31 protein-coding genes are annotated in these 26,429 nt (G+C 68.1%); 20 read left to right on the top strand and 11 right to left on the bottom strand.

Annotated elements, in window-relative coordinates; translation table 11 throughout:
* Nucleotides 1-4 precede the first annotated feature (4 nt).
* The 9 genes from ABD369_RS29615 (at nt 5) to ABD369_RS29575 (ending at nt 6,309) form a co-directional block, all read left to right on the top strand.
* On the top strand, nt 5-751 hold the full coding sequence (locus tag ABD369_RS29615; RefSeq protein ID WP_344639642.1) for a class I SAM-dependent methyltransferase: 747 nt from the start codon (nt 5-7) through the stop codon (nt 749-751).
* Nucleotides 751-1,203, top strand: coding sequence for a cytidine deaminase family protein (locus ABD369_RS29610; RefSeq protein ID WP_344639641.1), 453 nt, complete (start codon nt 751-753; stop codon nt 1,201-1,203). Before ABD369_RS29615 ends, ABD369_RS29610 begins: the two co-directional genes overlap by 1 nt.
* A gap of 11 nt (nt 1,204-1,214) precedes the next feature.
* Nucleotides 1,215-1,349: a hypothetical protein gene (locus ABD369_RS29605; RefSeq protein WP_344639640.1), complete on the top strand. Its 135-nt coding sequence runs from the start codon at nt 1,215-1,217 to the stop codon at nt 1,347-1,349.
* 261 nt (nt 1,350-1,610) lie between these two features.
* On the top strand, nt 1,611-3,671 hold the full coding sequence (locus ABD369_RS29600) for an ABC transporter ATP-binding protein (protein ID WP_425557811.1): 2,061 nt from the start codon (nt 1,611-1,613) through the stop codon (nt 3,669-3,671).
* A complete protein-coding gene (locus ABD369_RS29595) occupies nt 3,668-4,126 on the top strand; it encodes an NUDIX hydrolase (protein ID WP_344639638.1) in 459 nt (152 codons plus the stop codon). Before ABD369_RS29600 ends, ABD369_RS29595 begins: the two co-directional genes overlap by 4 nt.
* The gene (locus tag ABD369_RS29590; RefSeq protein WP_344639637.1) at nt 4,123-4,626 is read left to right on the top strand and encodes an NUDIX domain-containing protein; all 504 of its coding nucleotides are present in this window, start codon (nt 4,123-4,125) and stop codon (nt 4,624-4,626) included. The genes ABD369_RS29595 and ABD369_RS29590 overlap by 4 nt, the downstream gene beginning before the upstream one ends.
* Nucleotide 4,627: 1 nt before the next feature.
* Nucleotides 4,628-5,284, top strand: coding sequence for a M15 family metallopeptidase (locus tag ABD369_RS29585; protein WP_344639636.1), 657 nt, complete (start codon nt 4,628-4,630; stop codon nt 5,282-5,284).
* A gap of 3 nt (nt 5,285-5,287) precedes the next feature.
* Nucleotides 5,288-6,010 (top strand): NUDIX domain-containing protein, encoded by a 723-nt coding sequence (locus ABD369_RS29580; RefSeq protein ID WP_344639635.1) that lies wholly within the window; start codon nt 5,288-5,290, stop codon nt 6,008-6,010.
* Nucleotides 6,007-6,309, top strand: a complete 303-nt coding sequence (locus tag ABD369_RS29575; RefSeq protein WP_344639634.1) for a DUF6087 family protein — start codon at nt 6,007-6,009, stop codon at nt 6,307-6,309. Before ABD369_RS29580 ends, ABD369_RS29575 begins: the two co-directional genes overlap by 4 nt.
* Nucleotides 6,310-6,437: 128 nt before the next feature.
* On the opposite strand, the gene ABD369_RS29570 is transcribed toward ABD369_RS29575, so the two are convergent.
* The gene (locus ABD369_RS29570) at nt 6,438-6,617 is read right to left on the bottom strand and encodes a hypothetical protein (RefSeq protein ID WP_344639633.1); all 180 of its coding nucleotides are present in this window, start codon (nt 6,615-6,617) and stop codon (nt 6,438-6,440) included.
* Between the two features lie 135 nt (nt 6,618-6,752).
* Complete coding sequence (locus tag ABD369_RS29565) at nt 6,753-7,187, bottom strand: NUDIX hydrolase (RefSeq protein ID WP_344639632.1); 435 nt, start codon at nt 7,185-7,187, stop codon at nt 6,753-6,755.
* A 199-nt stretch (nt 7,188-7,386) separates the two neighbouring features.
* Here ABD369_RS29565 and ABD369_RS29560 point away from each other — a divergent pair, with 199 nt between their 5' ends.
* Entirely contained in the window at nt 7,387-8,325 is a 939-nt protein-coding gene (locus tag ABD369_RS29560) for a phosphotransferase family protein (protein WP_344639631.1), read from the top strand.
* A gap of 259 nt (nt 8,326-8,584) precedes the next feature.
* On the opposite strand, the gene ABD369_RS29555 is transcribed toward ABD369_RS29560, so the two are convergent.
* On the bottom strand, nt 8,585-9,382 hold the full coding sequence (locus ABD369_RS29555; protein WP_344639630.1) for a class I SAM-dependent methyltransferase: 798 nt from the start codon (nt 9,380-9,382) through the stop codon (nt 8,585-8,587).
* Nucleotides 9,383-9,413: 31 nt separating this feature from the next.
* Nucleotides 9,414-11,120: a proline--tRNA ligase gene (locus ABD369_RS29550; protein WP_344639629.1), complete on the bottom strand. Its 1,707-nt coding sequence runs from the start codon at nt 11,118-11,120 to the stop codon at nt 9,414-9,416.
* Between the two features lie 339 nt (nt 11,121-11,459).
* Here ABD369_RS29550 and ABD369_RS29545 point away from each other — a divergent pair, with 339 nt between their 5' ends.
* From ABD369_RS29545 to ABD369_RS29530, 4 genes are all read left to right on the top strand, one after another.
* Nucleotides 11,460-12,398, top strand: a complete 939-nt coding sequence (locus ABD369_RS29545) for a phosphotransferase family protein (protein ID WP_344639628.1) — start codon at nt 11,460-11,462, stop codon at nt 12,396-12,398.
* 174 nt (nt 12,399-12,572) lie between these two features.
* Nucleotides 12,573-13,010, top strand: a complete 438-nt coding sequence (locus ABD369_RS29540; RefSeq protein WP_344639627.1) for an HIT family protein — start codon at nt 12,573-12,575, stop codon at nt 13,008-13,010.
* 227 nt (nt 13,011-13,237) lie between these two features.
* Nucleotides 13,238-14,899 carry a lysine--tRNA ligase gene (gene lysS, locus ABD369_RS29535; protein ID WP_344639626.1) on the top strand — a complete coding sequence of 554 codons (1,662 nt, stop codon included), beginning with the start codon at nt 13,238-13,240 and terminating at the stop codon, nt 14,897-14,899.
* Nucleotides 14,900-14,979: 80 nt separating this feature from the next.
* Nucleotides 14,980-15,486, top strand: a complete 507-nt coding sequence (locus tag ABD369_RS29530; protein ID WP_344639625.1) for an NUDIX domain-containing protein — start codon at nt 14,980-14,982, stop codon at nt 15,484-15,486.
* Nucleotides 15,487-15,666: 180 nt separating this feature from the next.
* Here the strand turns inward: ABD369_RS29530 and ABD369_RS29525 are convergent, their stop codons facing one another.
* A complete protein-coding gene (locus tag ABD369_RS29525; protein WP_344639624.1) occupies nt 15,667-16,365 on the bottom strand; it encodes a GDSL-type esterase/lipase family protein in 699 nt (232 codons plus the stop codon).
* A 198-nt stretch (nt 16,366-16,563) separates the two neighbouring features.
* Between ABD369_RS29525 and ABD369_RS29520 the strand changes: the two genes are divergently transcribed.
* Entirely contained in the window at nt 16,564-17,547 is a 984-nt protein-coding gene (locus ABD369_RS29520) for a phosphotransferase family protein (RefSeq protein WP_344639623.1), read from the top strand.
* An 87-nt stretch (nt 17,548-17,634) separates the two neighbouring features.
* On the opposite strand, the gene ABD369_RS29515 is transcribed toward ABD369_RS29520, so the two are convergent.
* From ABD369_RS29515 to ABD369_RS29495, 5 genes are all read right to left on the bottom strand, one after another.
* Complete coding sequence (locus tag ABD369_RS29515) at nt 17,635-18,141, bottom strand: NUDIX domain-containing protein (RefSeq protein ID WP_344639622.1); 507 nt, start codon at nt 18,139-18,141, stop codon at nt 17,635-17,637.
* A gap of 3 nt (nt 18,142-18,144) precedes the next feature.
* Nucleotides 18,145-18,537 (bottom strand): phosphotransferase family protein, encoded by a 393-nt coding sequence (locus ABD369_RS29510; RefSeq protein ID WP_344639726.1) that lies wholly within the window; start codon nt 18,535-18,537, stop codon nt 18,145-18,147.
* A 105-nt stretch (nt 18,538-18,642) separates the two neighbouring features.
* Nucleotides 18,643-19,941 (bottom strand): serine--tRNA ligase, encoded by a 1,299-nt coding sequence (serS, locus tag ABD369_RS29505; RefSeq protein WP_344639621.1) that lies wholly within the window; start codon nt 19,939-19,941, stop codon nt 18,643-18,645.
* Between the two features lie 540 nt (nt 19,942-20,481).
* Nucleotides 20,482-21,243, bottom strand: coding sequence for a methyltransferase domain-containing protein (locus ABD369_RS29500; protein WP_344639620.1), 762 nt, complete (start codon nt 21,241-21,243; stop codon nt 20,482-20,484).
* 99 nt (nt 21,244-21,342) lie between these two features.
* Nucleotides 21,343-22,062 (bottom strand): phytanoyl-CoA dioxygenase family protein, encoded by a 720-nt coding sequence (locus ABD369_RS29495; RefSeq protein ID WP_344639619.1) that lies wholly within the window; start codon nt 22,060-22,062, stop codon nt 21,343-21,345.
* Nucleotides 22,063-22,182: 120 nt separating this feature from the next.
* Here ABD369_RS29495 and ABD369_RS29490 point away from each other — a divergent pair, with 120 nt between their 5' ends.
* Both ABD369_RS29490 and ABD369_RS29485 read left to right on the top strand, forming a co-directional pair.
* Nucleotides 22,183-22,680, top strand: a complete 498-nt coding sequence (locus ABD369_RS29490) for an NUDIX hydrolase (RefSeq protein ID WP_344639618.1) — start codon at nt 22,183-22,185, stop codon at nt 22,678-22,680.
* Nucleotides 22,681-22,868: 188 nt separating this feature from the next.
* Complete coding sequence (locus tag ABD369_RS29485; RefSeq protein WP_344639617.1) at nt 22,869-23,336, top strand: NUDIX hydrolase; 468 nt, start codon at nt 22,869-22,871, stop codon at nt 23,334-23,336.
* Nucleotides 23,337-23,514: 178 nt separating this feature from the next.
* Here ABD369_RS29485 and ABD369_RS29480 read toward each other — a convergent pair whose 3' ends face one another.
* The gene (locus tag ABD369_RS29480; RefSeq protein ID WP_344639616.1) at nt 23,515-23,658 is read right to left on the bottom strand and encodes a hypothetical protein; all 144 of its coding nucleotides are present in this window, start codon (nt 23,656-23,658) and stop codon (nt 23,515-23,517) included.
* On the opposite strand from ABD369_RS29480, the gene ABD369_RS29475 reads away from it, so the two are divergent.
* The 3 genes from ABD369_RS29475 to ABD369_RS29465 all read left to right on the top strand — a co-directional run bounded on the left by ABD369_RS29475 (nt 23,657) and on the right by ABD369_RS29465 (nt 26,347).
* Nucleotides 23,657-24,586, top strand: coding sequence for a DHHA1 domain-containing protein (locus ABD369_RS29475; RefSeq protein ID WP_344639615.1), 930 nt, complete (start codon nt 23,657-23,659; stop codon nt 24,584-24,586). The genes ABD369_RS29480 and ABD369_RS29475 overlap by 2 nt on opposite strands.
* A gap of 272 nt (nt 24,587-24,858) precedes the next feature.
* On the top strand, nt 24,859-25,377 hold the full coding sequence (locus tag ABD369_RS29470) for a GNAT family N-acetyltransferase (RefSeq protein ID WP_344639614.1): 519 nt from the start codon (nt 24,859-24,861) through the stop codon (nt 25,375-25,377).
* A 415-nt stretch (nt 25,378-25,792) separates the two neighbouring features.
* Complete coding sequence (locus ABD369_RS29465; RefSeq protein ID WP_344639613.1) at nt 25,793-26,347, top strand: OB-fold nucleic acid binding domain-containing protein; 555 nt, start codon at nt 25,793-25,795, stop codon at nt 26,345-26,347.
* The last annotated feature ends 82 nt before the right edge of the window (nt 26,348-26,429 follow it).

The following is a 26,429-nucleotide window of genomic DNA, read 5'->3' as shown; positions in this document are numbered from 1 at the left end:
CACGATGAACCCGCACGACCAACAGATAACCGCCCTCCTCGCCCAGCTCCACCAGGCCCTCGAATCGCCGGCGACCACGCACGGCCTCGCCCGCACGCTCCGGGCGGCCGTCAAGGAAGTCGAACTCCACCGGCACCATCGCGTCAGCGTCACCGCCCTGCCCGACGGCGTTCTCAAGCCCAGCTCCACCAAGGTCCAGATCGGCGGCGGCGGACACCGCATCGACGGCTTCTTCAACATCGACATCGTCCCGCCTGCCGACCTCCTGTGGGACGTACGCGAGAGCATCCCGCTCGCCGACGCCAGCACCGAGACGGTCTTCTCCGAGCACTTCCTGGAACACATCGACTACCCGCGCTCCGCCAAGCACTACGCCCACGAGGCCCACCGCGTCCTCGCACCCGGCGGGCAGCTCATCACCGGCGTCCCCGACGCGGCCTTCATCCTGAACCAGTACCCGGCGTCCCCGGACCGGGCCGACGAGATGATCGAACGGTGGTACGCCAAGCGGAACTGCCGAGGAGACATCAACACCTACCTCGACCTCATCAACTACGTCTTCCGCGACCAGGACGACGACCCGACCTACAACCCCCACTACTGGGCGTACGACCACGAGAAGCTCACCCAACTCTTCACCGAGACCGGCTTCACGTCGGTGGAACCGTGGGCCTTCGACCCGACCATGGCCAACCCGAAGCGCCAGTGGGCCAGCATCTATGTCGTCGCTACCAAGCGGCAGGAGCCGTGATGGAGCCCCTGAGCAAAGCCGACCAGCAGCTCCTGGACGCCGCCTACGATGCCGGACGCCGCCACTGCTGCCCTCCGAACCACACCGTCGCCACCGCAGCACGAACAGCCGACGGAAGTATCCTCACCGCCGTCAATGTCGCCCACTACAGCGGCGGCCCCTGCGCCGAAATCGTCATCATCGGCATCGCTGCCTCCCAAGACATCCACCACCTCGACGCCATCGCCACCGTCGGCACCAACAGTCACCCCGGACTACGACCCCCGTGCGGATGGTGCCGACAGATCCTCTACGACTACTTCCCCGACCTCACCGTCATCACCGGCACCGACCAAGAGCCCCGCGCCCTCCCCATCGCCGCCCTGCTGCCCGGAATGAGCGAATGGCTCGACCACCACACCGCCGGAACACCCAGCCGCACCAGCAACCGGCCACTACGCTCACCAAGCTGACGGGAAGCCGCTTGACCGCCGGCCGCTTCGACCAGTTCCTGCACCAGGCCGTCACCGACCGCGCGTTCCGACCGGCCTTTGTTCCCGCCGAGGCGCGCCTCTCCCAGTTCCTTTCCCGGCACCGGGTGCCGGATGAGCGGCTTTGAGCTGCCCGGCATCACGAACGACAACTACGCCTCGAGCTGAGACCAGTCCGGGCGGCGGCCTCGGACTTCAGTTCGGGGCCGTCACCCGTTCGAGCGCAACTCTGACACAGCGCTAACCGGCGCAGAAATGGCCGGTAGTCTCCGCCTCCTCCTGGAAGGACACTCTTTGTGACGGAACAGACCCAGGAAGTGGACGAGGAACTCCAGTGGAACGCCGGCCACCGTCTCACCGAGGCGATCGAGGCCATCAGCGTCACCGGCATGGCCCGAAGACTGCCGAGCCTGGTCTACCGGGCCTTCGCCCTCGCGTGGCGGGTCGAGCGCCGAGCGGTCGCCGCGCTGCTGGTGTGCCAAGCGCTGTCCGCCGTCCTCGGCGCGGCCGGGCTGCTGGCCACCACCGGCACGATCGCCGCGCTGTTCAGCCCCGGAAACGTCAGCGCGCGGGTGGTGCACGCCCTGCCGTCGATCGCGCTGATCGCCTCCGCCGCCGGGGTACGCGCACTGCTCGGCCGGGCCATCTGGGCGCTGACCGCCAGGCTGTCCCCGCGGATCGCCCGTGAAGCCGAGATGACGGTGCTTAAGGCCACGGTGGAGGCCGAGCTCACCGCCTACGACCACGCCGGTTTCAAGGACGACCTGGAGGCCGCCGACCGGGGCGCGGACGTGTGCGTCGACCTGCTGGGCGAGGCGCAGAATCTGCTGTCCTCGGCGGCCTCGCTCATCGGCGCGGCCGGTGTCCTCACCTACCTGCACCCGCTGCTGCTGCCCCTGCTGCTGGCCGCCGCGTTGCCCGAGGGCATCGCCTCGGTGCGAGGCGCCCGTGTCCAGTACCTGGCGAACCGGGTGACGATGAGTGAGCGCCGCCTGATGGCGAATCTGCGCTGGTACATCGCCCACGCCAAGGGCAACGCCGACCAGCTGCGATCCGACACCATGGGTGGATTTCTGCTGAGAAAGTACGCGGCGATCGGCACGCGGATGGAGAAGGTCACCAACGAGGCTATCTGGAAGGCCACCAAGCTCGCCGTCGTCGGGGCTACCGCCTCCGGCCTCGGCTCCCTCGTGGTCTGGGCCGCGATGCTCTGGCTGGTCGCCACCGGCCGCATGAGCCTGCCCAACGGTGGCGCGGCCGTCTTCGCCCTGCGCACCGTCGCCAGCAACCTGCAAGGCATCGTCGGCTACGGCGCCGACCTGTTCCGCACCGGCATGTACCTGGACGACTGGGCGAACTTCCTCGACCTGGCCGGCGGACACCGCACGCAGCGCGGCACCATCGACCCCGGCCGCCCGAAGGCCGTCACCGTCGAGTCCGTCGTCTACCGCTACCCCTCGACCGACCGCACCGCCCTCGACGGGGTGAGCTTCACTGTGAACCGCGGTGAGATCGTAGCCCTGGTCGGCGAGAACGGCTCCGGCAAGACCACCCTCTCCCGACTGCTGTCGGGGCTGTACCTGCCCGCCGACGGCGCGGTGCTGTGGGACGGCCAGGACACCCGAGACCTCGACCCCGAGGCCCTGTGGAAGCGGGTCGCGGTGGTGCCGCAGGACTACGCCAGGTGGCCGCTCGTCGCGCGGGAGAACATCGACCTGGGCCAGCCCACCCCCGAGGGCGACGCGGCGGTGCTGAGGGCCGCCAAGGCATCCGGCGCGGACGAGGTGCTGGACGGCCTGCGCAGCGGCCTCGGGACCCTGCTGGCGCAGGAGTGGTTCGGCGGTGAAGAACTCTCGGGTGGCCAGTGGCAGAGGATCGCTCTCGCTCGCGCATTCCACCGCCCCGCCGGGCTCCTGGTGCTCGATGAACCGACCGCGGCCTTGGACCCCCGCGCGGAGCACCGGATCTTTACGGGCCTGCGCGAGATCGCCGCAGACAAGGCCGTGGTCCTGGTGACGCACCGGCTCACCAACGTCGCCATCGCCGACCGCATCGTGGTCCTCGACCACGGCCAGGTGAAGCAGACCGGCACCTTCAGCGAACTCATCAACCAGGAGGGGTTGTTCCGCGAACTCTGGGAGTTGCAGAACGACCGCGCGGGCATCCCCGACCAGCGTGTAGGGTCCGCGATTCCGCGAGCAACGTCCGCTGGAAGTGAGCACCGCCCGAGCAATTCCGGGGGTTCGCGAGCAACCACGGCTCCGACCAGCGGCGGTGCGTCGGCCGAGGGCGCACCATCTGATCCCGTCCCTGTCCTTGTGCTCGATTCCGGCGGACGAGATGAGTGCTCAGGTAGTGCGGATTCAGGTGTATCCGCAGGAGGAAGTGCCCACGAAGCTGCGGACCCTACACAGCGCACCGACCACCAGACCGAGAGGACAGCCCGATGACCACCGACCTCGACCGCACTGGTCCCAACCTCAGCGATGCCCTCGCCCAGGCCGCCCACGCCGACGGCATCGAGCACTACGGCGCCGGCTGCGCGATCATCCACGAAGGCCGGGTGCTACTGATCCGACGCAGGCCCGACGACAGCTTCCCCGGCATGTGGGAACTCCCCTCCGGCGGCGTCGACCTCGGCGAGGACATCGAGGACGCCGCGCGCCGGGAGGCAGCGGAGGAGACCGGCCTCACGGTCCGGCTCACCGGCTACCTCGGGCACTTCGACTTCACCAACAGCAAGGGTGCCAAGGCCAGGCAGTTCACCTTCGCCGCCACCGCCGACAAGACCGACCCGATCATCCTCACCGAGCACGACGCCCACCAGTGGGCCCACCCGGAACAGCTGCCGCTCGTCACCCCCGAGGTCCTGCGCCTGATCCAGAGCGCCGCCGAGGCGTCGTGACCAGGCCCAGCGGCTGGCTTCCGCCGGAGCAGTACGTCCACACCATCGCCAACTCCACCTCCTACGGCTGTCTGTATTTCACCGACACCGTCGGCCGGCCTTTCCAGCTGCGGTCCTCCTCCACCAACACCGCGCGGGTGGAGCGGTGGCAGTGGCCCGGCGGGAACATGGACGATGGCGAGACGCCGTTCGCGTGCGCGGTGCGCGAGTGCGAGGAGGAGATCGGGATCGTGTTCACCGGTCCCCCAGTTCTGCTCGGCATGCAGTACATCGCGCCGCGGGGGGCGGTGTGGCCGTGCTCGCACATCGGGTTCATCTTCGACGGCGGCGTTCTCACTGACGATCAGCTCGCGCAGGTGCGGCTCAGCGACGAGCACGACCTGTGGCAGGTCAAGATGCTGGAGGAATGGAAACAGACGATGACGCCGGAGAACTTCGCGCGGCTCGACACGATCGAAGCTGCCCGCCGGGCCGGGACCATTGCGTACATGGAGGTCTGACATGACCGAGATCATCCTCATGGCCGACCCGCGGGTGGCCACGATCCCGACCCAGGACAACGGCGACAAGCTCGCCGACATCCGCCGCGAGACCACCCTGCCGGTCGACGACCGCCGCAGCGATCCGGCCGGGGCCTTCGCCCACGTGCGAACCGGAGTCCTCACCCGCCTCATCCAGGCCCAGATGATCCTCCCCGACGGCCTTCGGCTCCTGGTCGTCGAGGGCTACCGCCCGCCCGCCCTCCAGCGCGAGTATTTCGACCGATACGCGACCCGGCTCCGCACCGACCATCCCGACTGGGACGCCGAGCGGCTCCGCTCGGCGGCCAGCCGCTTCGTCGCCCCGCCGGAACTCGCCCCGCACAGCGCCGGCGCGGCGATCGACCTCACCCTCATCGGCCCCGACGGCAACGAACTCGACATGGGCACCCGCGTCAACGCCAACCCCGAGGAGAGCAACGGCGCCTGCTACACCGGCGCCGACAACATCACCGCCGAGGCCCGCGCCAACCGCAGGATTCTCAGCGACGCCATGACCGCCGCCGACTTCGTCAACTACCCCACCGAGTGGTGGCACTGGTCCTACGGAGACCGCTACTGGGCGCTCACCATCGGTGCGCCCGCTGCCCTGTACGGCCCGGCCGAGAGGACCAACTGACCGATGACCGCGGACTTCAAGAGCGGAAACGCGCTGATCACCACCCCCGACGGGAAGATCCTGCTGAACCTGCGGAACGAAACCGAGGGCATCGCATGGCCGGGATACTGGAGCTACCCCGGCGGATTTCGGGAGCCCGGCGAGACGCCGTACCAGACCGCTCGCCGTGAACTGCGGGAGGAGACCGGCTTGGACGTGCCCGGCCTGCTGCCGTTCGAGCCGGTCCCCTTCGAGGACCACGACCCCACGCGGGAGCGGATCTTCCACGCCATCGTGGACCTGGACCCCGATCAGCTGGTCCTCGGCGAGGGCCAGGAGCTGCGCCTGGTGCCGATCGGCGAGGTGCAGTCGATGAAGGTCCCACCGATGTTGAAGGACTACATCCGGCAGTTGGAGGGGCACCTGCTGGTCGGCAAACCGCGTGTGTGGGCTCAGGTAGACCGCATCCACAACCGGCTCGCCGCGCACTGCGAGCAGACCGGTCGGGACTTTGTGTCCATGCAGGTGCTCAAGGTCCAGGAGGAGGCCGGCGAAGCCGCACAGGCCCTGCTCGGTGTCCTCGGCGCCAACCCGCGCAAGGGAAACAGTCACACCATGGCGGACCTCCAGGCCGAGCTGTGCGACGTGATCGTGGCCGGCATGGTCGCGCTGCGGGCGACGACGCCGGAGGCGGCGAACGTGCTCTCCGACCACGTGGCGGCGTGGAGCCCGGACGGCCTGGCGTGAGCGACGAGGACGAGCCGCTAGAGAAGTGGGCGGCGCGGCGGGAGAAGCGGCTGCGGCCGGTGGGCCAGCTCAAGGCCGTCATCGTCGGACACGAGAACGCCGCCGCCCACCTCCACCAGCAGCTCCCGCGCCTGGTCTCCCGCTGGGACGGATACCAGTGGGTGCCGGAGACGATCGCCGCCGACTACGCCGCCGCCCAGCGCATCCTCCACGGGATCGAGGGTGACGGCGTACTCCCGCTGCCTCCGGCCGCCCCGAACCCGCTCAAGGCTGGCCGCGGCCGACACCGAAAGCCGTGATCTCGGGCTCAGGTGTCGCCTCGCGGCCCGATCCGCACTCGTACCCCGACTTCCGGCCCGTGCTCGACGCGCCCCTGCTCACTAGCCCCGATCACGAGGTGGGTCGCCGTCGATCCGCCGTTCAGCGGTCAGTTTTCACCCGTCGTCGAGATCCTCATGATCAGTTCCCACGATGCCTTGCGGCGCTCCATAGTTGTCGCGTCGAGCAGGCCCTGCGGCATGAGACCGGCGTATCCGACGTGCCAGGCGTCAAAATGCACACGGGCCAACGCGGGGATGTCATCGGCGACCGCTTCGCGAATCAGCATGTTGAATCCCTTCGGGTCTGGCTCTGTGCCTCCCAGCGTCCAGGTCGCTGGTCTCGACAAGCGCCACACGGCTACCGCTATGGATGGGGCAGGCGAAGCGAGTGGCTGCGCCAGCTCACCCGTCCGGCGCGAAAATCAGTCGTACAGGCGCCCCAGCAGGGCTCCCTGGCCGGATTGGAGGATGTGGGCGGCCTCCAGCGGAAGCCAGAAGCACTCGAACCGGGTGGGCTGCTGCCTGCCGTCGTGGTCCTCCTGGCTCGGCCACCGCTCCGGGGTGGGCACGGTCACCTCCAGGTGGAAGACATGCCGGTGCTGGACCTCGAAGCGGTACGGGCTGATGTCGTACTCGCACTCGCCGAGCTTCCGGACGATCTTGAAGTCGGAGAGCCCGGTCTCTTCGCGGGCCTCGCGCAGAGCGGCATCCTCCGGGGTCTCATTCGGCCGGATGCTGCCAGCCGGGACCTGGATGCCGACTTCCTCGTAGCTGTAGTCAGTGTGCCGGAACACCAGTAGCCGCCCCTCGCGAACGACGTAGACGACCACCTTCTCCTTGGTGACCTTCTCAGACATCGACATACCTCCGGGTGGTCAGGGATGGATAAGCTCGAGGCCCCTTGAGATGCTCAGCGCCCCTGGTGGTACGGCCTCTTGTCAACGAACCCCACTTCCAGCGGATGGACGTCCTCGTTGACCGAGAATGAGGGTGGCACCGAGGACGGTGGGCATCGGCAGTGCGGCGAGAGCTTTCCGCATTTTGCCGGAGGCGGCCTTGACTGCCGCACCTCTCGGCCTGTTCCGCGAACTCCACGAGGTGAACATGCAGTCGCACGATCGCAACTGGGTCGAGTACTTCGCCGGCGTCGGGCACCAGGTCGTGACACCGTTGGCCGCAGGCATGGAGGGCGCGGTGTACCGGCTGGGCGGTGGCCTCATCGGGAAGGTCTGGGGCCGGCGTGGAATCGCTGAGCTGACGAGTCTGCAGGAGTTCTACGACGACATCACGGCTGCCCGGTTGCCGTTCGCGACTCCGCAGATCCTCGATGTGCTTAAGGTCGAGCGGACATCGGTGACCATCGAGCGTGAACTGCCCGGTCGTCCGCTGAAGCAGGCCGTCAGCCGACGGCCAGGGAACCAGCTGCTGGCCGAGGACGCCGTGGTGGAGGTCCTGCACGCGCTGGCCACGGTCCCAGCCAGTGCGACGATGCACCGGTTGGCCGTGCTGGACGAGCAGCAACCGCTGTGGAACGGCGCCGACCTGCTGCGGGCGGCAGTGGCGCCGGTCGGCTTCGAGTACGTCCACGGGCGGCTGCTGGAGCTGGTGGACCGTCAAACGAGCAGGCCGCTGTCGGTGGTGCACGGGGACCTCTGTGCCGAGAACATCCTGGTGGACGACGATCTGCGCCCGGTGGCGCTGCTGGACTTCGGCTTCCTGTCCACGGTCGGCGATCCGGCGTTTGATGCCAGCGTGGCCGCCGGAATCCTCGACATGTACGGCCCCGCCGCCCGCGAGGTCGACGACCGGCTGACCGCTCGGATCGCAAGGGAGTTCGGCTATCCCGTGGAGCTGCTGTTGCTCTACCGCGTGGCGTATTCCATCGCCACAGCCAACGCGTACGCCCTCGATGGTGACGACGGACACTTCGCCTGGTGCGCGCAGGTGCTCCAACGCGATGACATCCTAGAGGTCCTGGACATGCCGGCTATCTGACACTCAGACGCCCTTGCGTGTCCGGCTGAACAGGTTGCGGGCGGCTCCCATGCAGCGGCGAGCCGCACCGGGCGCTGGCGGTGAAGGGTACGGCACGTGGGCGAGGCGCAAACGGCCGCGATCGCTGGTGCCCCAGAGGGTCGAGCGGCATGGAAGTGGCCTCCGGCGGCACCTGGCTCCTGTGTGAGGGGCGCGTCGCCTTTGGCAGAGCCGGGGAGGCCGGGCGATGGCGAGACGACGCCCTCCCCCGGCTCAATCGCTACGGCCGGGTGGCGATGATGGCTTCGGTGCGTACGAGCTCGTCGAAAGCGCCGTTGGGGTTGAACGCGATCAGCGCATCGCGAAGGTCGTTCTCAAAGGCAGGCTTCTTGTCGCCGAGCTGGGCGGGACTGCTGAAGCTGTAGGAGAACTGCAGGCCCACGACCTCGTCCAGGGTCCGGGTAATGGTGCGGTCCCAGTAGGCGGACTCGATGCGGGAGAACGGCGAACGGGCGAGGACATCCTGGTGGCCCTCCTCTGGGTGGGTGTAGATGCCGGAGCCGGCGCGGCGTTCGGGGCCGAGGTAGCGGGCACGGACCTCGGCGGTGATCTCCAGCCATGCGGGCGGCTCGATGCTGCCAGGGGCGGGGCCGCCGACCAGGACGAGGGCGCCTTCGGATGTGATCAGCGGGTCCAGGGCGGACAGGAGAGCGTCGCGCTCCGTCCAATGGAAGGCTTGGCCGAGAGTGACGAGATCAAGTGCGCTGAGCTGAAGTTGATCGAGATGGTGTGAGTCGCCGAGGCGCCAGTCGATGTTGGTGGCGCCCCGCTCGGCCGCGAGCTTCCGGCCCTCGTCCAGCATGCCGGGATCGGGGTCGACAGCGGTGATCTCGCGCACGTGCTCGGACAGGGGGATCGCGATGGCCCCGGTGCCCGTACCGACGTCTAGGACGTTCTGGGTGCCGTCGAGGCGAAGCCGACTGGCGAGGTGAGTGAAGAGCTCGGGAGAGTACTCAGCCCGGTATTTCGCGTAGTAGGGCGCGGTGGAGGTGAACAGCTCGTCGGGTTGGTAACGCACGACATCTCCTTCAGGATTGGACGGGTTCTAGCTACCGTGCGAACTCCACGACCCTCCGAACATGCCCGGCGATCTCATCAATCCCGATGCGGTCGGTCTGCCCCGTGGCGCGGCTGGTGAGTTCGACCGTGCCGTCGGCCAGCCCGCGCTTGCCGACGGTAACCCGCAGCGGAATCCCGACCAACTCCGCGTCCTTGAACTTCACTCCGGCGCGTTCGGCCCGGTCGTCCACGATGACCTCCACGCCGTCCGCGAGCAGCTGCTGGTAGATCCGCTCGCCAGCCTCGGCAGTGGGTGCGTCGTCCTGCTGGGCGATTACGATCACGACCTCGAAGGGGGCGGTCGACATCGGCCAGACGATGCCATTGTCGTCGTGGTGGCATTCGACGACCGCGGCGATCGCGCGTTCGACTCCGATGCCGTAGCTGCCCATGATGAGCGTAGTGGGGCTGCCGTCGGTGTCCGGCACGCTGACGCCGAGCGCCTTGCTGTACTTGTCTCCCAGTTTGAAGATGTGCCCGACTTCGATCGCCTTCTGCACCTCGAGGGGCTGCTCGCATCGCAAGCAGGGCTCCCCCGATGCGACCTCTCGCAGATCCGCCCAGGTACCGACCGCCAGGTCGCGGTCGACATCCACACCGCGGAGGTGCACGCCATCGGAGTTCGCCCCTGTGAACATGTCCGTTCGCCCGCGCAGAGCCTCGTCCGCGATCACAGGCCTGCCCGTGACTCCGACCGCCCCCAGGCTGCCGGGGAGCGCTCCGAGGGCCTCCTGGATCTCCTCGGGCCGGGCTGGCCGCAGGGTGCCGGCACCGGTGATGTCCGCCAGCTTCTGCTCCGCCAGCGTGTGGTCACCGCGCATCAGGACCAGGGAGAGCTTGCCGTCCAGGACGTAGACGAGGGTCTTAACCTGCCGGTTGGCCGGTGCGTCGAAGTTCGATGCCAGGTCGTCGATGGTGCGCACTCCGGGGGTGGCGAAGCGCTCCGGCTCGGGAGAGCCTGCGGTGTCGCTGACCCGCTCCAGATGGGACGTGGCCTTCTCGATGTTGGCGGCGTAGCCGCATGCCGGGCAGTACGCGACGAGGTCTTCGCCGACGTCTGCCGGGCACATGAACTCCGTCGACGTTGAGCCGCCCATACTGCCGCTGGACGCCTCTACGGGGATCGCCGGGATGCCCAGGCGGGCGAAGATCGTCAGATACGCATGACGGTGCAGATCGAAGGCGTGGTCCAGCCCCTCCTGCGTCAGGTCGAAGCTGTAGGAGTCTTTCATCGTGAACTCGCGAGTGCGCAGCAGCCCGCCCTTGGCGCGCGGCTCGTCACGGAGTTTGGTCTGGAACTGGTACCACATCTGGGGCAGTTGGCGGTATGAGTTCAGTTCCACGGCGAGGGACGCGAAGATCTCCTCGTGTGTCATGCCGAGGGCCAGTTCGGCGCCCTTGCGGTCCCTGAGCCGGAACATCTCGTCGCTCATGGTGTCCCACCGGCCGGTGCGCTGCCAGATCTCGGCAGGGTGCATCGTGGGCAGCGAGAACTCCTGCGACCCGATGAGGGCCATCTCCTCGCGGATGATGCTGATGACCTTCGAGCGGACTCTCACGGCAAGCGGCAGCAGTGAGTAGTGGCCGGACATCAACTGCCGGATGTAGCCGGCCCGGAGTAGCAGCTGGTGGCTCGGGGCGTCTGCTTCCGCCGGATTCTCCCGAAGAGTGGGGATGTGCATCTGAGACCAGCGCATAAGCAGCTACCTTCTCCGAGCGACAAGGGCCAGCACCCATTGCCGAGGGCTCCCAATGAGACACGGACTGTAGCGGGGGTGTCGCAGGTACGACAGCGAATAAACTCAGGCTCCGGCCCGACCAGGCGGCTCTCGCGGGCCCAGCTGCCGCGAGCGCCGCTTCATCAATCAGAAGCGGGAGGAGCGAACTCGATCGGCGGGGACGTGACCACCTCACGCCAGCGCTCCTGATGACAGGTCAACATCCGCTCGCGCCCGGCTGCGCCTGCCACAAGGTCAAGGGAACCCGGTATGGATTTTCTACCGATCGAGCGCACCGCTGAGGCGTTCCAGCGGCCGGTGACCGCCGACGAGATCCAGGCGGTCTGCCGACGGGTCTTCGGCGACGACGCCAGCGTCGTGTCCGCCACCGAGTTGGGGGCGGGCATGTACAACAACACCTATCGTGTGGCCGTTGCCGGACAGGAGCGGCCGGTGATCCTCCGGGTCGCTCCGGAGCCGGGTCGGCAGTACCGCTCCGAGCGGCAGCTGATGCGTAACGAATTCGCGAGCGTTCCGTGGTTGACGGCCCTCGCTCCGCTTATGCCGCGCGTCATCGCTGCGGACTGGTCCCACGAGGTGATCGGCCGGGACTACATGGTCCAGACTCATCTCGACGGCGTACCCGCTCCCGAACGTCTCGGCTCCTACCCCCGCTCGAGCTGGCCGAGCTTCTTCAATCAGATGGGCGCGATCGCGCGGAAGGTTCACGCGGTGCGCGGTCCGCACTTCGGCCCTGTCGCCGGCGCGGCGTACGCCGCATGGAGCGCTGCCGTGACCGCCTCTCTGGAGGACATCGCCGCCGATCTCGACAGCGCAGGCCTGGATGCCGCTGATCTGCGCAAGATCGCCATCGTAGCCGGTCAGCACCGTGCCGTCCTCGACGAGATCACCGAGCCCCACCTGCTCTCCGGTGACCTGTGGACCGTCAACGTGATGCTCGCCGCCGACATGCCTGAACCGGTGATCTCCGGTGTCCTCGACATGGACCGCACGTCGTGGGGCGACCCGGCTGCGGACTGGACGATCCGCATGGCGCAGGCGAAGACAGACGAGCGGCAGGCGTTTTGGGACAGCTACGGGTCACTGGACCGCTCCCCGCCTGCGGTGCTGCGCTCGCGGATCTACGAGGCCCGGCACATCGGCGCCGTCCGTCTGGAACGCAACCGCCTCGGCAACGCCAACGGCGTGCTGGACACCTACGCCACGATGGCCGCAGTTCTGGCCGAGCTGAGCTGACAGGGTTCGGCCGACAACCTCTCACCCACGTACCCGGTCTTCAGGTTGCAACGGCGTCGACCCCGACCCGCTGGGCCACCGAAGCGGGCGACGCCGACGGCGAGGAAGTAATGCCTCGGTCTCCATCACCGTAGCCGCTAGCCTTCGTAGTTAGGCATGGGGAGGGAGTCGGCCATGGGTACTGATGAGTGCGTGTTCTGCGCGATCGCACAGGGCGAGGCGGAGGCCAGCCTCGTGTATGAGGATGACACGGTGCTGGCGTTCATGGATCTCCAACCCGTCACCCCTGGGCACCTGCTGGTCGTTCCCAGAGGTCACGCGATCGGTCTGGAGGATCTCGACGAGGAGGTCGGCGTCAAGATCTGGCAGGTAGCTCACCAGCTCGGTCGGGCCCTGCGCCGTTCGTCGCTCCGCTGCGAGGGTGTCAACCTGTTTCTGGCTGACGGTGAGGCCGCCTTCCAGGAGGTCTTCCACGTGCACCTTCACGTCTTCCCGCGCTTCGCCGGAGACGACTTCCGGCTGGACGCGGAGTGGCGGGTACGTGAAAGAGAGGAACTCGACACCACAGCGACCGCCGTGCGCAAAGGTCTGTCCGAACTGGTTGGCCAGTGAGATTGGCGAGCTATCGGGAACCGTCCCACCTTCGGCGCGCTCGCCAGGTTCCGCGTGACCAGCCTGCCGATGGCGCGGCCGGGCCGTGGCCGCGACAGGTCAGCACTATCTGACATCTCGTCAATTTAGCTAGAGATCTGCCATGTTCGAGTTTTCGAGAGGGCGAGTCTCGCCAGTTGCCCGTATCCTTCCGTAGTCCCACCACGCGATACATCAGGAGGCAGAAGGTGGCCGGCGTGAAGCAAGGCGATTGGGTGGTCGCGGCAGCGGACCAGGTCATCGCCGAGGGCAAACGCCGCGGCCCCGACTCGCCTCTGGTGTGTGCCTCGGGCATCAGCCCGTCGGGTCCGATCCACCTGGGGAACCTGCGCGAGATCATGGTCCCGCACTTCGTTGCCGACGAGATCCGGCGTCGCGGGCTGCACTGCAAGCACATCCTGTCCTGGGACGACTACGACCGGCTCCGCAAGGTCCCGGCCGGGCTGCCGGCCTCGTTCACCGAGCACATCGGGCGTCCGTTGACGGCAGTGCCTGACCCGTGCGGTGAACACGAGAGCTGGGCGGAGCACTTCAAGATTCCGTTCCGAGCCGCACTCGCGGAACTCGGAGTCGAGGTCACCGAGATCAGCCAGACGCAGATGTACACCTCGGGCGCCTACCGCGAGCAGATCCTGCACGCGATGCGCAACCGGGAGAAGATCGACGCCGTCCTCGGCCGCTACCGCACCGCGAAGAAGGCGGAGGCGACGGACGCGGAGGAGGACGGCGACGAAGAGACCGCGGGCAGCGGCTACTACCCGTACAAGCCGTACTGCGCGGCCTGCGGGCGGGACACCACCACCGTCAGCACGTTCGACGAGACCAGCACCGAGATCCGCTACAGCTGCGTGTGCGGGCACAACGACGGCTTCGCACTCGGACAGGCCGACGGGGGAAAGCTGGCGTGGAAGGTCGACTGGCCGATGCGATGGGCCTACCAGGGCGTCACCTTCGAGGCCGGCGGGGTCGACCACTCCTCCCCCGGCTCCAGCTTCACCGTCGGCTCCCAGGTCGTGCGAGAGGTCTTCGACGGCCAGCCGCCCTCCTACCTCGGCTACTCCTTCGTCGGGATCAGCGGTGCCGCGAAGATGAGCGGCTCGGCCGGCGGGGCACCGACCCCGACCGACGCGCTGCAGATCCTGGAGGCGCCCCTGCTGCGCTGGCTATACGCGCGGCGCAGGCCGAACCAGTCGATCACCGTGGCCTTCGACCAGGAGGTGAACCGGCTGTACGACGAGTGGGACGCGATCGGTCGGCGCGTGGCCGCGGGCGACGCCGAGCCGACGGAGTTCGCGGTGCGTCAGCGATCGGTCGGCTCCGCCACTCACACCCTGCCTGCCACCGAGCGCGTACTACCGTTCCGCGCTCTTGCCTCCGTGGTCGACATCACCACCGGCGACGACGCACAGACTCTTCGCATCCTGCGTGACCTCACCGTTGACGAACCCCTGGCGAACCTCGACCAAGCCCGCCCGCGGCTCGACCGTGCACAGGCCTGGGTGGACGGGTACGTCGCCGCCCACGAGCGAACTCAGGTACGCACCGAGCCGGACCACAAGCAATTGGAATGCCTGTCGCCAACCGAGCGAGAAGCACTGAAGCTGCTGCTCGACGGACTCGAGGAGCACTGGTCCCTGCCGGGTCTGACCTCTCTCGTCTACGGGGTGCCGAAGTTGCAGGCCGGCCTGCAACTGGACGCTCCGGCCTCGCCGGAGCTGAAGACAGCACAACGCCAGCTGTTCTCGCTGCTCTACACGCTGCTCGTCGGCCGGGACACCGGTCCCCGGCTGCCGACACTCCTGCTGGCGCTCGGTGCGGAGCGCATCAGGACGCTTCTGACCATCGCATGAGCGGGTTGGGGCGGGGCCCGCTACGGACCCCGCCCCAACCCGCCCGACACAGCCGCCCTGCGCGACGAACTGGAGTGAGCATGACCGCAACTAAGCCCACCAGCACTCCGGTACCCGCGCCGGTCAGCGGCCCCGGCATCCAGGTCGTCGCAGCACTGCTGCGACGCGGCGACCAGATCGTCCTCGTCCAGGAACAGCGCGACGGCCAGGAGATGTGGTCCATCCCCGGCGGCGGGGTCGAGCACGGCGAACTGCTCGGCGAGGCCCTCATCCGCGAGGTCCTCGAAGAGACCGGTCTGCACCTGGCGGCGGTGGGCCCGCTGGCCTACCTCGTCAACACCACGACCACCCGCTACCCCTCCACGGTGGTCCTCACCTTCGACTGCACCGACTGGGACGGGGAGATCGCCGTCCACGACCCGGACGGCAAGGTCACCGGCGCCGTCCTGCTCCCGCTGGACAAAGCCAAGAGATCCCTTACATCCTCCACCGCCTCCCGCCCCGAGATCGAACCCCTGCTGGACTACCTCGACGGCTCCGCCACCGGCCGCGTGTGGTCCTACCGCGACGACCAGCCCGCCGACTGACCGCGCCCGATGCAGCTAGCCCCGGCAGCTGAACGGAATGAGTTCAACCTCGCAACTGCCGCGCTCCGGCTTGCCGAGCTCCGAACCGGTCCGAGCCTGTGGGTCCATCGAGACGAGGCGGCCCGCGAAGATGTGCTGCACTCCAAGACCGGTGTCCAGCGGTACGCGCGGCGCGTCGGCCTACGAGGCAGACGCCAACTCCGTTCCGTTGGAACGGCCCAGCGCCTCGGCGATCTTTCCGGCCGCCAGCTCGGCGATCTGGCGGTGTGAATCAAGGCTCAAGTGGACGCCGTCGATGCCGACGCGGGCAACCGTGCCGGCATCGGCGAACAGCACGTCGCGTGCCTTCGCGAGTTCGGCCAGCTGGCCCGCCAACTGCCGGGACTTCCCCTCCGATGCGGCATCGAAGCTCGTCTGGTAGAACTCAGTGAACTTCGGCTGCTGCCTGTCAAGAGGCACCGGAGCAACCAAGACGATCTCGGTGGGGCCGCCGCGTCGGTTCGTCGCGCACGCCTCGATGTCGTCGACGAGCGAGCCCAGCGCGGCGACGATCTCGGCTGATGACCGTGCGAACTGCGGCTTCACGTCGTTGGTGCCGAGCATCACCAGCACGACATCGAGCGGGTAGTGGGTGCGCAAGCACGGAAGCAGGTAGGTGCGACCGTTGCAGCCAGCCTCATCGGGGTAGTCCAGGTCGGTGGTCCGCCCTCCGAGACCTTCCTCGATGACGTAGTACCCATCGCCGAGCAGCTCTTGAAGCTGGCCAGTCCATCGGACATCTGCTGGCCAACGAACCTCCTCGACAGTGTCGGCGCGCTGACCATTGGTGTTTGAATCGCCGTAGCACAACACGGTGACGGCGTTGGGGTTGGTGATCACTGGACGATCGTACGCGCGCTGACGGCGGCCCAGCAGTGGGTGCCCACCGGCCGGTCCCCGGTGCCCGGTTGGGAAAGTGCATGCGCCGAAAGGTCACCCGCCAGCCGAGACAGCCTCAGCCTGATGGTAACTCAGTTCGCCTCCACGGACGTGGAATCTCGTTGGCGAGATGGCCTATCAGAACGGCAGCATGGCGCCATGCCGACCACCATCACGCCGAAGCCGAACTACAGCGCCACAGCGGTCCGCCCCCGTTGGGCCGAACTGCCTGCCCATGTCAGGGGGCTGGTCGAGGGTCGGCTTGGCGGCGAGATCGATCCACGGCCGAGCGCAGGGAGCGGGTTCACCTCCGGCTTCGCCGCCGAAGTACGCGGACCCGATGGGCCGCAGTTCGTGAAGGCCGCCAACAGCTCCACCGCCCCGTACGTCGCAGACTGCTACCGGCGGGAAGCACTGATCAACCAGGCGCTACCAGCAGCTGTGCCAGCGCCCCGCGTTCGCTGGGTCGAGGAGACCGAAGGCTGGGTAGTCCTGGGGCTCGACGCCGTTGAAGGCGCGCGGATGCCCACAGATCCCTGGAGTCCGGCAGAGCTGGTCGCCGTCCTCGACGCCTGCACGGCGAGCGCGCAAGCGCTGGCGCGCCCGACGCGAGCCCTCCTCGAGCTGAGCCTGAAGCCCGTTGCCGACGACTCGACGTTCGAGAACTGGCGCCTACTCGCCGCAGGCACGACCAAGACGGACGAGCTGCCGGAGTGGTTTCCCCGGGAGCTGATCGACCCGCTCGCCGACCTCGAGCGCAACTGCTCGGCGGCCGCGGCCGGCGATTCCGTGCTCCATCTCGACCTGCGGCGGGACAACGTGCTCCTCGACCCGGACGGCCTTGCATGGATCTGCGACTGGAACTGGCCATGCCTCGGGCCGAGCTGGTTCGACCTCACGCTGCTGCTGGCCACCGCCCACGCCGACGGCCACGATGCGTCCCGACTGTTCGCCGAGCACCCAACCGCCCGAGACGTCGACCCCGAGCAGTTGGATGCCGTACTCGCGGCGCTCGCCGGGCACTTCCTGCGCTCCGGCGCTCAGTCCCCGCCGCCCGGCAGCCCATCGCTTCGGCAGCACCAGGCATGGTGCGGAGAAGTCACTCTGCGCTGGTTGGCGGAGCGTCGCGACTGGCAGGTCTGACGGACCGGCTGTCCTGGCTACCAGCCCCGGCGGACGGGCCGGGAGGCCGTGCAGCTGGATGTCCTCTTCGAGCTGCCCCGGGCGCGGTCAGTCGGCGGGCTGGTCGTCGCGGTAGGACCACACGCGGCCGGCTGCGGAGCCGTCGAGGTAGTCCAGCAGGGGTTCGATCTCGGGGCGGGAGGCGGTGGAGGAGGCCAGGACCTTCCTGGCTTCGTCCAGCGGGAGCAGGACGGCGCCGGTGACCTTGCCGTCCGGGTCGTGGACGGCGATCTCCCCGTCCCAGTCGGTGCAGTCGAAGGTGAGGACCACCGTGGAGGGGTAGCGGGTGGTCGTGGTGTTGACGAGGTAGGCCAGCGGGCCGACCGTCGCCAGGTGCAGGCCGGTCTCTTCGAGGACCTCGCGGATGAGGGCCTCACCGAGGAGTTCGCCGTGCTCGACCCCGCCGCCGGGGATGGACCACATCTCCTGGCCGTCGCGCTGTTCCTGGACGAGGACGATCTGGTCGCCGCGCCGCAGCAGGGCTGCGACGACCTGGACGCCGGGGCCGGCGACCGGCGCGGGGGCCGGGGTGGTGGTGGGCTGGGTTGCGGTCATGGCTCACTCCAGTTCGTGTCGCAGGGCTTTGACGCACCCGGGGATCTGGGTGGGGTCGCGGCCGTGCCAGTACAGGAAGTACGAGAGGTGGATGACCAGGCGGTGGAAGGCGAGGCGCTGCTCGAACATCGGGTCGGCCGGCTGGGCGCGCTGCTGCCAGTAGGCGTTCAGCAGTTGTCGGCGGTCCTCGGGTGAGGTGAGGCACCAGCAATCGATCTTGACGTAGTCGCTGGCGTCCTCCGCCGCGGTGGCGTGGTCGAAGTCGAGCAGGGCGATCTGGCCGCCGCGTCGGATGAGGATGTTATCGGGGTGAATGTCCTGATGGGTATTCACCATCTTGTGATCGCAGAGCCGTTCGGCGAGCATAGTGCTGCACAGACGGGCGGCCTCTGCCAGGTCGTCCGAGGCGACGGGCGGGCGCGAGGCCTGTCCGCCGCCTCAATCGTCAGGAGAAAGAGCGGCAGCCCCTGCGGCCCGTCGACATCATGGCGCCTGTATTGGTCACCGCGGCGTTGCGGGTGTCAGCCGATCGGTCCTGAGCCACGGGCGCAGTACCTCGGGTACGGCGACAGTCCGATCCTGCTGCTGGTGCTGTTCCAGTAGTGCAGGGAGCAGCCGGCTGGTGGCCAGGCCCGAGGCGTTGAGGGTGTGCACGTACGCGACCTTGCCGCCGCCGGTCGGGCGGTAGCGGATGTTGCCGCGGCGGGCCTGGTAGTCGCGGGCGTTGCTGACCGAGCTGACCTCGACGTAGGCGTTGATGCTGGGCAGCCAGACTTCGACGTCGAAGGTCTTGGCCATCGCGGCGCTGGTGTCCTCGGCGGCCAGGCGGGTGACCCGGTAGTGCAGGCCGAGATCAGCCACCAACTTCTCCGCCTTGCCGAGGAGTTCCTCATGTGCGGCATCGGAGGCATCAGGGCGGACGAACTGGAACAGCTCGACCTTGTCGAACTGGTGGCCGCGCAGCGTGCCGCGTTCGGTCGCGCGGTATCCGCCGATCTCCTTGCGATAGCACGGCGAGTACGCGAAGTACTTCCTCGGTAGGTCCTCCTCCGGCAGGGTTTCGTCGCGGTGGAGGTTGACCAGGGCAGTCTCCGAGGTGGGCAGCAGGAACCGGCGCGGTCCGGGTTCTCCGGTCTTTCCGGGCTCGATGACGAAGACGTCGTCGGCGAACTTGGGGAACTGGCCGGCCGTGTAGCCGGCCTCGTAGGTCAGCAGGTGCGGGGGCAGGACGAACTCGTAGCCGTCGCGCAGGTGGGCCTGGACGAAGAAGTTGAGCAGCGCCCATTCGAGGAGCGCGCCGTTGCCGCGGTAGATCCAGTGGCCGCTGCCGGCCAGTTTCACGCCGCGCTCGTAGTCGACGAGCCCCAGGCGCTGGGCGAGGTCGACGTGGTCGCGGGCCGGGAAGGCGAACTGCGGTGGCGCGCCGATCGAGCGCAGGACCTCGTTGTTCTCCTTGCCGCCGGCCACCACGTCGCCGTCGGGAAGGTTGGGCAGCTGCTCGAGGAAGTCCCTGCGGGCGGTGCCCAGTTCGGCGAGCCGGGCCTCCATCTCGGTCAGGTCCGCGCCGACGGTCTTCGAACGTGCGCGCAGCACGGTCACGTCCTGGCCGGCGCGCAGCAGCCGGGCGACCTCCGCTGAGATCTGTTTCCGCTCGGCCCGCAGGCTCTCCACCGCGGTTCGAGCGTGGCGGAACTCCTCGTCGAGCGTGAGGAACGCTGCGAGATCGACGTGGAGTCCTCGCTTGGCCAAGGCGTGCTGCACGCGCGCCGGGTGTTCTCGGATCTGGGTGATGTTCAACATGGTGACGGGCTCTCCGCTCGGTCGATCCGCGACGTGATCCCTTGGGAGCGCGGGCGAGCAGGGACTCGCGGTGCCACCGCGCCTTCGCCGCCGACAGGTGGCAGCCTCAGCTCGGCTCGGTCACGGGAGCCAGCCGGCGGGGCATTGGACCTGGCGGCCGTTCCTCCCCGCACTCGGGAGGGGATTCGCCTTGGGGCGCGAGACTGCCTTTCCAGCTACCGGCAGCTCTCTCAGCTCGCGTGGTCCCGCGGCTACTCGTCTCCGTCATCGCGTTGCCCCAAGCGTAGGGCGGGCTGATCCAGCAGGCAACGAGGTTACTGCGAGTGGCGCGGCGGTCGGCTTTCGCGCGGCGCCCATCTGGGCCGCTCACACCGGTTCGTGAGCGGCCCAGGACCGATGGTCAGGACCATGCGCGTGCCACCCTGGCGGAGCCAGCAGCGGCAGCGCGGCTGAGCTCTGGGGCGGCCCCTTGGTCGTCATGCCGCCCGTGATGCCGCCGTTCCGGCCGCTGATGCTGGCCACCTCGGGGCGAGCCTCACGCTAGGCCGCGCGCTTGGCAGTTACGACCAGCGCCGTCTCGGCGAAGAAGAACCGCGCGTCCGCAGCCGCGTCCTGCACTGCTGTGTGCCATGCCTCGACCTCCTCGAGGTCCACGAGGCCCTTCCCCCGTTGGGCTGAGCTGGTCAGCGCCTGCCTGATGTTCTCGACTCGCCGGGCCGCGTGGCCGTCCAGCTCGGTTGAGGACGTGACCCACGTGGCGACCCGCTCCAAGGTCAGCGGCGATGCCTGGACCAGCCCGGGGAGCTTGCGGCCGATCCGCCCATCCGCATAGTCCATCCACGGCTGTTGATCATCGGTGAAGGCATGACAGATCCGTCTGTCCAGGTCGCGATCCGGCCCCGCGATCACGATGGAGTCAAAGTCCACGTGCGCCACGACCGCGCGGCCACCGGGTTTGAGCAGCCGCCAGATCTCCGCGAGGAACGCCGGCGCGTCCGGAAGGCACTCGAGCACGTTGTACGAGACGACCGCGTCGGCGCAGCCGTCAGGAAGAGGGACTGGCTCTCGCAGGTCTGCGACCAGGACTTCGCTGCCGCCGGCGTGATCACCCAGCAGTTCCCGGGCCGCCTCGACGCTCGCCGTGGAGCGGTCGAGCCCGGTCAGGCGCACCATGGGGAATCTGTGGGCGAAGGCCGCCAGCGTTGGCCCCCTTCCACAGCCGAGATCGACCACTCGCCCCTGTGGGGGCGGTTCCACTGAGTCGACCAGGTGACGGTGAATTGGCTCATCGTTCTCGGACATCCTGAGTGCTCCATCGATGCTGTGCTCATCTGAGCAGGTGGTCGGCGTTCAGGTGGCTCTCCCCTGCGGGGCGCGAAGGGAGAGCCACTCGGTCAGGAATCACGGGGAGGCGAACTCGACCAGCGGAGAAGTGACGACCTCGCGCCAGCGAAGACGATGACCGGCTGCGTGGAGCCGGAAGTACACCGTTTCGCGGCGCTCGTCGGTGGCGGTGCCGAAGTGGCCGCCGATGTTGTGGGCGAGCAGGTAGTGCACGAGGACGAGGCTCCCAGCCGGGGCGGTGACCTGGATGGGTTCACCCAGTTCGACCGGCGGATAGGGAATCGCGGTCCTCAGCGCATCGGCTCCGTGCTCCCGCAGCCAGCGCCCGGTACGCAGATGGGTGCCCGGCCAGACCCACAGGTTGCCGCGGTCGACTTGTTGCTGGTCGGTGAGAACCACGCCGGCGAGCACCGTGAAGGTGCCCGGCCGGCCGTCATCCTCGGTTGGCGTCAAGCCATCGATGTGCGGCGCGCCCGGACGGTGAGGATGGGGCGGGATGGTCAGCGCGAGTTGCGCGAACTCAGGCTCATCCAGCAGAAGTTCGTGGTGTATGAAAGACCGAATCACGCCGCCGACGCCGCTGTTGCCGTAGAGCTTGAGCAGCCTGTGGCGAGGTGTATCGAAGTGCGGCCACAGGAAGTACGGCCCGGTGTGGCCGGCTGGGGGCGGGGTCTGTGCCACGTAGTCCGCGACGGCTGCGCGCCAGTCCGACACCTGCTGAGCCGAGAGGATGTCGGGCAGCACGGCGTAGCCTTGATCGCGAAAGTGGCTCGTCACCAACCGAGTTGGGGTAACCATGGCCATGAGTAGAGCGGTTGCCATCGATCGGGGCAACCGAAAATAGCTCGGCGGAAGCAACCGTGCCCGCGGCTACTGATCGAAAGAGAGCCCACGACCATGCCCGAGATCATCAGGCGCAGCGCCCGGGCGATTCTGCTCGACGGCGATCACCTGGTCCTCATCAAGCGGACCAGGCCCGGTCGAGACCCGTACTGGGTCACAGTCGGCGGTGGCGTCGAAGAGGCGGATGCCAGTATCGAAGACGCCCTGCACCGAGAGGTGTACGAGGAACTCGGCGGAACAATCGAGGGCCCTCAGCTTGTCTATCTGATCACCGATCATCTGGCTGACGGCATCGGCGTTCAGCACATCTTCGCCGCGCGTCTGGCGAGCATCGACCTGGACGCCCGTACGGGCACCGAGTTTCACCGGCCCGAGCGCGGTGGCTACGAGGTTGTCAGGGTTCCCTGTGCCCCAGACGCGATCCGGGCTGTCAACCTGATGCCGCCCCAGCTGGCGGAGTACCTCATCGCGAACACCGACGCGATCACGTCGGTTGTTGCAGGCCCCTCGATGACGTCAACAACCTCATCGGCCGCTCACTGCGGCCACTGACCTAGCAGGCCAGGAGGCGGATCTGGGACGCCACACACTGGTGGCCGTCGTGCTCGTTTGTCATCGCGGCAGCAAGCACTGCGATGGGCTCCGCAGCGACGGATGGTTCGACAGCTACGCTCAGAGACTCGAAGCGGTCTGGACTGTCGCCCGGCCGTGGACGGACGACCTTGAGGAGACCCAGTCGCATGGGCCGAGTTGAGTACTACGACGACCCGGCGGCTCCTGCGGCCAACGCGCTCGTCCCCGCCAGCAATCTGCTCGTCACGGACGACGACGGCGCGATCCTGCTGCAGCGCCGCCGTGACACTGGACAGTGGGCACTGCCAGGCGGAAAACAGGACATCGGGGAATCGGCCGCGGACTGCGCGGTGCGCGAGTGCCTGGAGGAGACCGGCATCATCGCGGAGGTCACCGACTTCCTCGGGGTCTACTCCAACCCGGTACACATCGTCGCCTACAGCGACGGGGAGATCCGCCAGCAATTCGAAGTGGCCTACATCGGGCGGCCGATCGGCGGCACGCCCACGATCAACGACGAGGCCGACGGCGTGTGCTGGGTCCACCCTGGCGACCTGGACGACTACGACATCCACCCAAGCATGCGCCAGCAGATCGGCGACTACCTCAGCGGCAAGTACCCCTACCTGTCGTGATCCGGCGCCGCCGCGGCGAGCCTGGCCTCGGTTCGCGCCGCCGCGGTGCTGCGCTCGCGGATCTACGATGCCTGACACGTTGGCGCAATCCGGTTGAAGCGGCACCGCCTGGGCAACGCCGATGGCGTGGAGGGAACTTGCGGCAATATGGCCGCTGTTCCGGCCGAGGCCCGGGAGTTCAGCCGGTGATGGCGGTGACGGCGACTCGACGCAGGAGGCGAGCGGTCGGCAGGCGCCGCCTCGCCTTGCTCTGCAGGCCGCCGATCGCCACGCTCTTACCCGGTTCGCCGCAGTGGAGTGCGACGCGGTAGTTGCACGCCATGCTCCGGCGCACCCTCGGCGACCAAGCCCACCAGCACGGCTCCCTGGTCGACGCGGGCCGCCTGCGGTTCGACTTCGCGCACTTCTCCGCCCTCGACCCGACTCAGCTGGCTGCGATCGAGGTCCTCGTCAATGATCACCTCCTGGACGACCCCGAGGTGAGGATCTGGCACGCCTCCCGCGCGGACGCCGAAGCCGCCGGCGCGACCGCCCTATTCGGCGAGAAGTACGGCGACCAGGTCCGCATCGTCGACATCGGCGACTTCTCCCGCGAACTCTGCGGCGGCACACACGTCGGCCACGGCTCCAACGCCGGCCCCGTCCGCATCCTCGGCGAAGCCTCCATCGGCTCGAACCTGCGCCGCATCGAGGCCCTGATCGGCCGCGACGCCCTCAACTACTACGACTCCGAGCGGTGCCTGCTCGAGGAGCTCTCGATCCTGCTCGGAACCCGCCCCAAGGACGCGCCCGCCGCCCTGCGCAAGAGCCTCGACGCTCTCGCCACCGCCAAAGAGGAACTCGACCGGCTCCGCACCGAGGAACTCCAGAGCCAGGCCAACTGGCTCGCCTCCCAAGCCCACCGTGCCGGTCGGGGCTGGATCGTCGCCGAGAAGCTCACAGGCGTCGCGCCGGACGAACTGCGCGACCTCGCCCTCGAAGCCACCCGTCGCATCCATCTCGGACCCGCCATCGTCGTCCTCGGCACAGAACGCGCAGGCAAGGCCCTACTCGTCGCCGCAGTCTCCAAGAGTCTGCTCGACGACGGCATCCAGGCCCGCGACCTCCTCACCCGGGCCGCGACGGCCGTCGCCGGCGGAGGCGGCGGCACCGGCCAGGTCGCCAGCGCCGGCGGACGCAACCCCGAAGCCCTCGACGACGCGCTCACCGCGGCCATCGAGGATGCCACCCGGCTACTCGGCCCACGCTGACCTGACACTCCAGGGGCCCGCTGACGCACACGCGCGGAATCGGGCCCCTGGACAACCGCCGCGCAGGTCAGGTTGGTGCGCCCTATGATATTGGCGGTCAAGCGTGCCCAGGCATGGCGCTGGTGACGATGCCTCTGATGACATCGGGTAGCGGTGTCGCGCGGGCTGTAGCTGACGTTCCCAACGCTGGCGGTCAGCCTCGATGTCCTGGTGAACAATGTCGCCGCGGCCATCGACCGTGGGCAGGCCGCCGCAGCCCGGAAGGAGGCAGCGTGCTCATTCGCGGAGTGGTCGCCGCTGACGTCCCAGCGCTGGCCCGTGTCCACGTTGATGCCTGGCATGTCGGATACGCCGGTCTGATGCCGCAAGGGCTGCTCGACACGACGACCGTGGAACGCCGCACCGCATCGTGGGAACGCACCGTGCGCACCCAACGTGACCCCAGGGAGAAGATATTGATCGCCGAGGTCGATGGAACCCCCGCCGGCTTCGCGCACACTGGCCCCGGTCGCGACCCGGACGCTGCGGGCACGGGGGAGCTTTGGGCGCTGAACGTAGCGCCGTCGCATTGGGGCAGCGGCCTGGCTCCCTATCTCATCGAGGCGGCCCACGAAGCCCTGCGTCACGCCGGCTTCGAAAGGGCGACCCTGTGGGTACTAACGGGCAATAGCCGTGCCCGCAGGTTCTATGAACGGCACGGCTGGGGCCCTGATTCCGTCACGCGCGAAGAGACCATCAGAGGCTTCAGCGTCGCCGAGCTGCGGTACACACTCGACTTGCGCCTCGACTGAGCTGCTGCCGCATGCTCTCTTGTCTGAAGGAGGCTCTCGCCAGGCCTCCATACGGGTGACGGTCTCCGGTTCTCCTTCGAGTCACCCGTAAGGGGGGATTAGGCCACGTCCGTCGTTTCACGTTGCCGTCTCGGGTGCCGTGCCTCTACCCTCACAGGCAGCGCGTTGAGGGAGACGAGTACCTGCGGGACGGCGCGAGCCGAGAGAGCTGCCGGAAGCTGTGAAGGCAGTCTCACGCCCCCGAAGGGAAGACACTCCTGAGCGCAGGGAGGAAATGCCCTGCCGGTCGGCCCCCGTCATCGGGCCCGAATGAGGCCGCCGCCCCCGGGTGGTGGCGAAAGTGCGGTGGCACCGCGAGTTGCCCCTTCTCGCCCGCACTCCCAAGGGATCATGACGACGCCCCTGGAGGGCTGCGATGATCCACCCTACGACCCGCGTACTGGCCGCTGAGCTGCCGAAGCACGTGGGTGAATCCGTCGAAATCCGTGGCTGGCTGCACCGCCGCCGTGGGCTCAAGTCCGTCACCTTCCTTGTGATCCGCGACCGTTCCGGCCTGGCGCAAGTGGTGACTACCGAAGCGAGGGTCGACTTCCCCGAGGAGACGGTGCTGCGGGTGCGGGGAACCGTCATCGCCAACGCCCAGGCTCCCGGCGGTGTCGAGCTGACGTCCCCTGAGATCGAGGTGCTCTCCAGCCTCGCGCAGGCTCCGCCGTTCGACCTGTACCGCCCGACGGTCCCAGCTGGTCTCCCGACGACCCTGGACAACGCGCCGGTGGCGTTGCGGCATCCGCTGTTGCGCGCTCCGCATCGGATCTCCGCCGCCTCCGTGGCCGGCTTCCGCGGCGCTCTGGACGGCCTCGGGTTCACCGAGATTCAGACGCCGAAGATCGTCTCTTCGGCGACCGAATCCGGTGCAACCGTGTTCGCGCTCAACTGGTTCGGCACCAAGGCGTACCTAGGGCCTGTGTGATGTTGTGATCAATCAGCGGTCAGCAGGAGATCATCGATCCAGATCATCGAGGCGCGGAGGTGAAGGCCGGCGAGGTAGCTTT

Origin of the sequence: Kitasatospora cystarginea, assembly GCF_039533515.1 — a bacterium.
Taxonomy (GTDB): domain Bacteria; phylum Actinomycetota; class Actinomycetes; order Streptomycetales; family Streptomycetaceae; genus Kitasatospora; species Kitasatospora cystarginea.
This window is presented reverse-complemented; position numbering and strand designations above follow the sequence as displayed.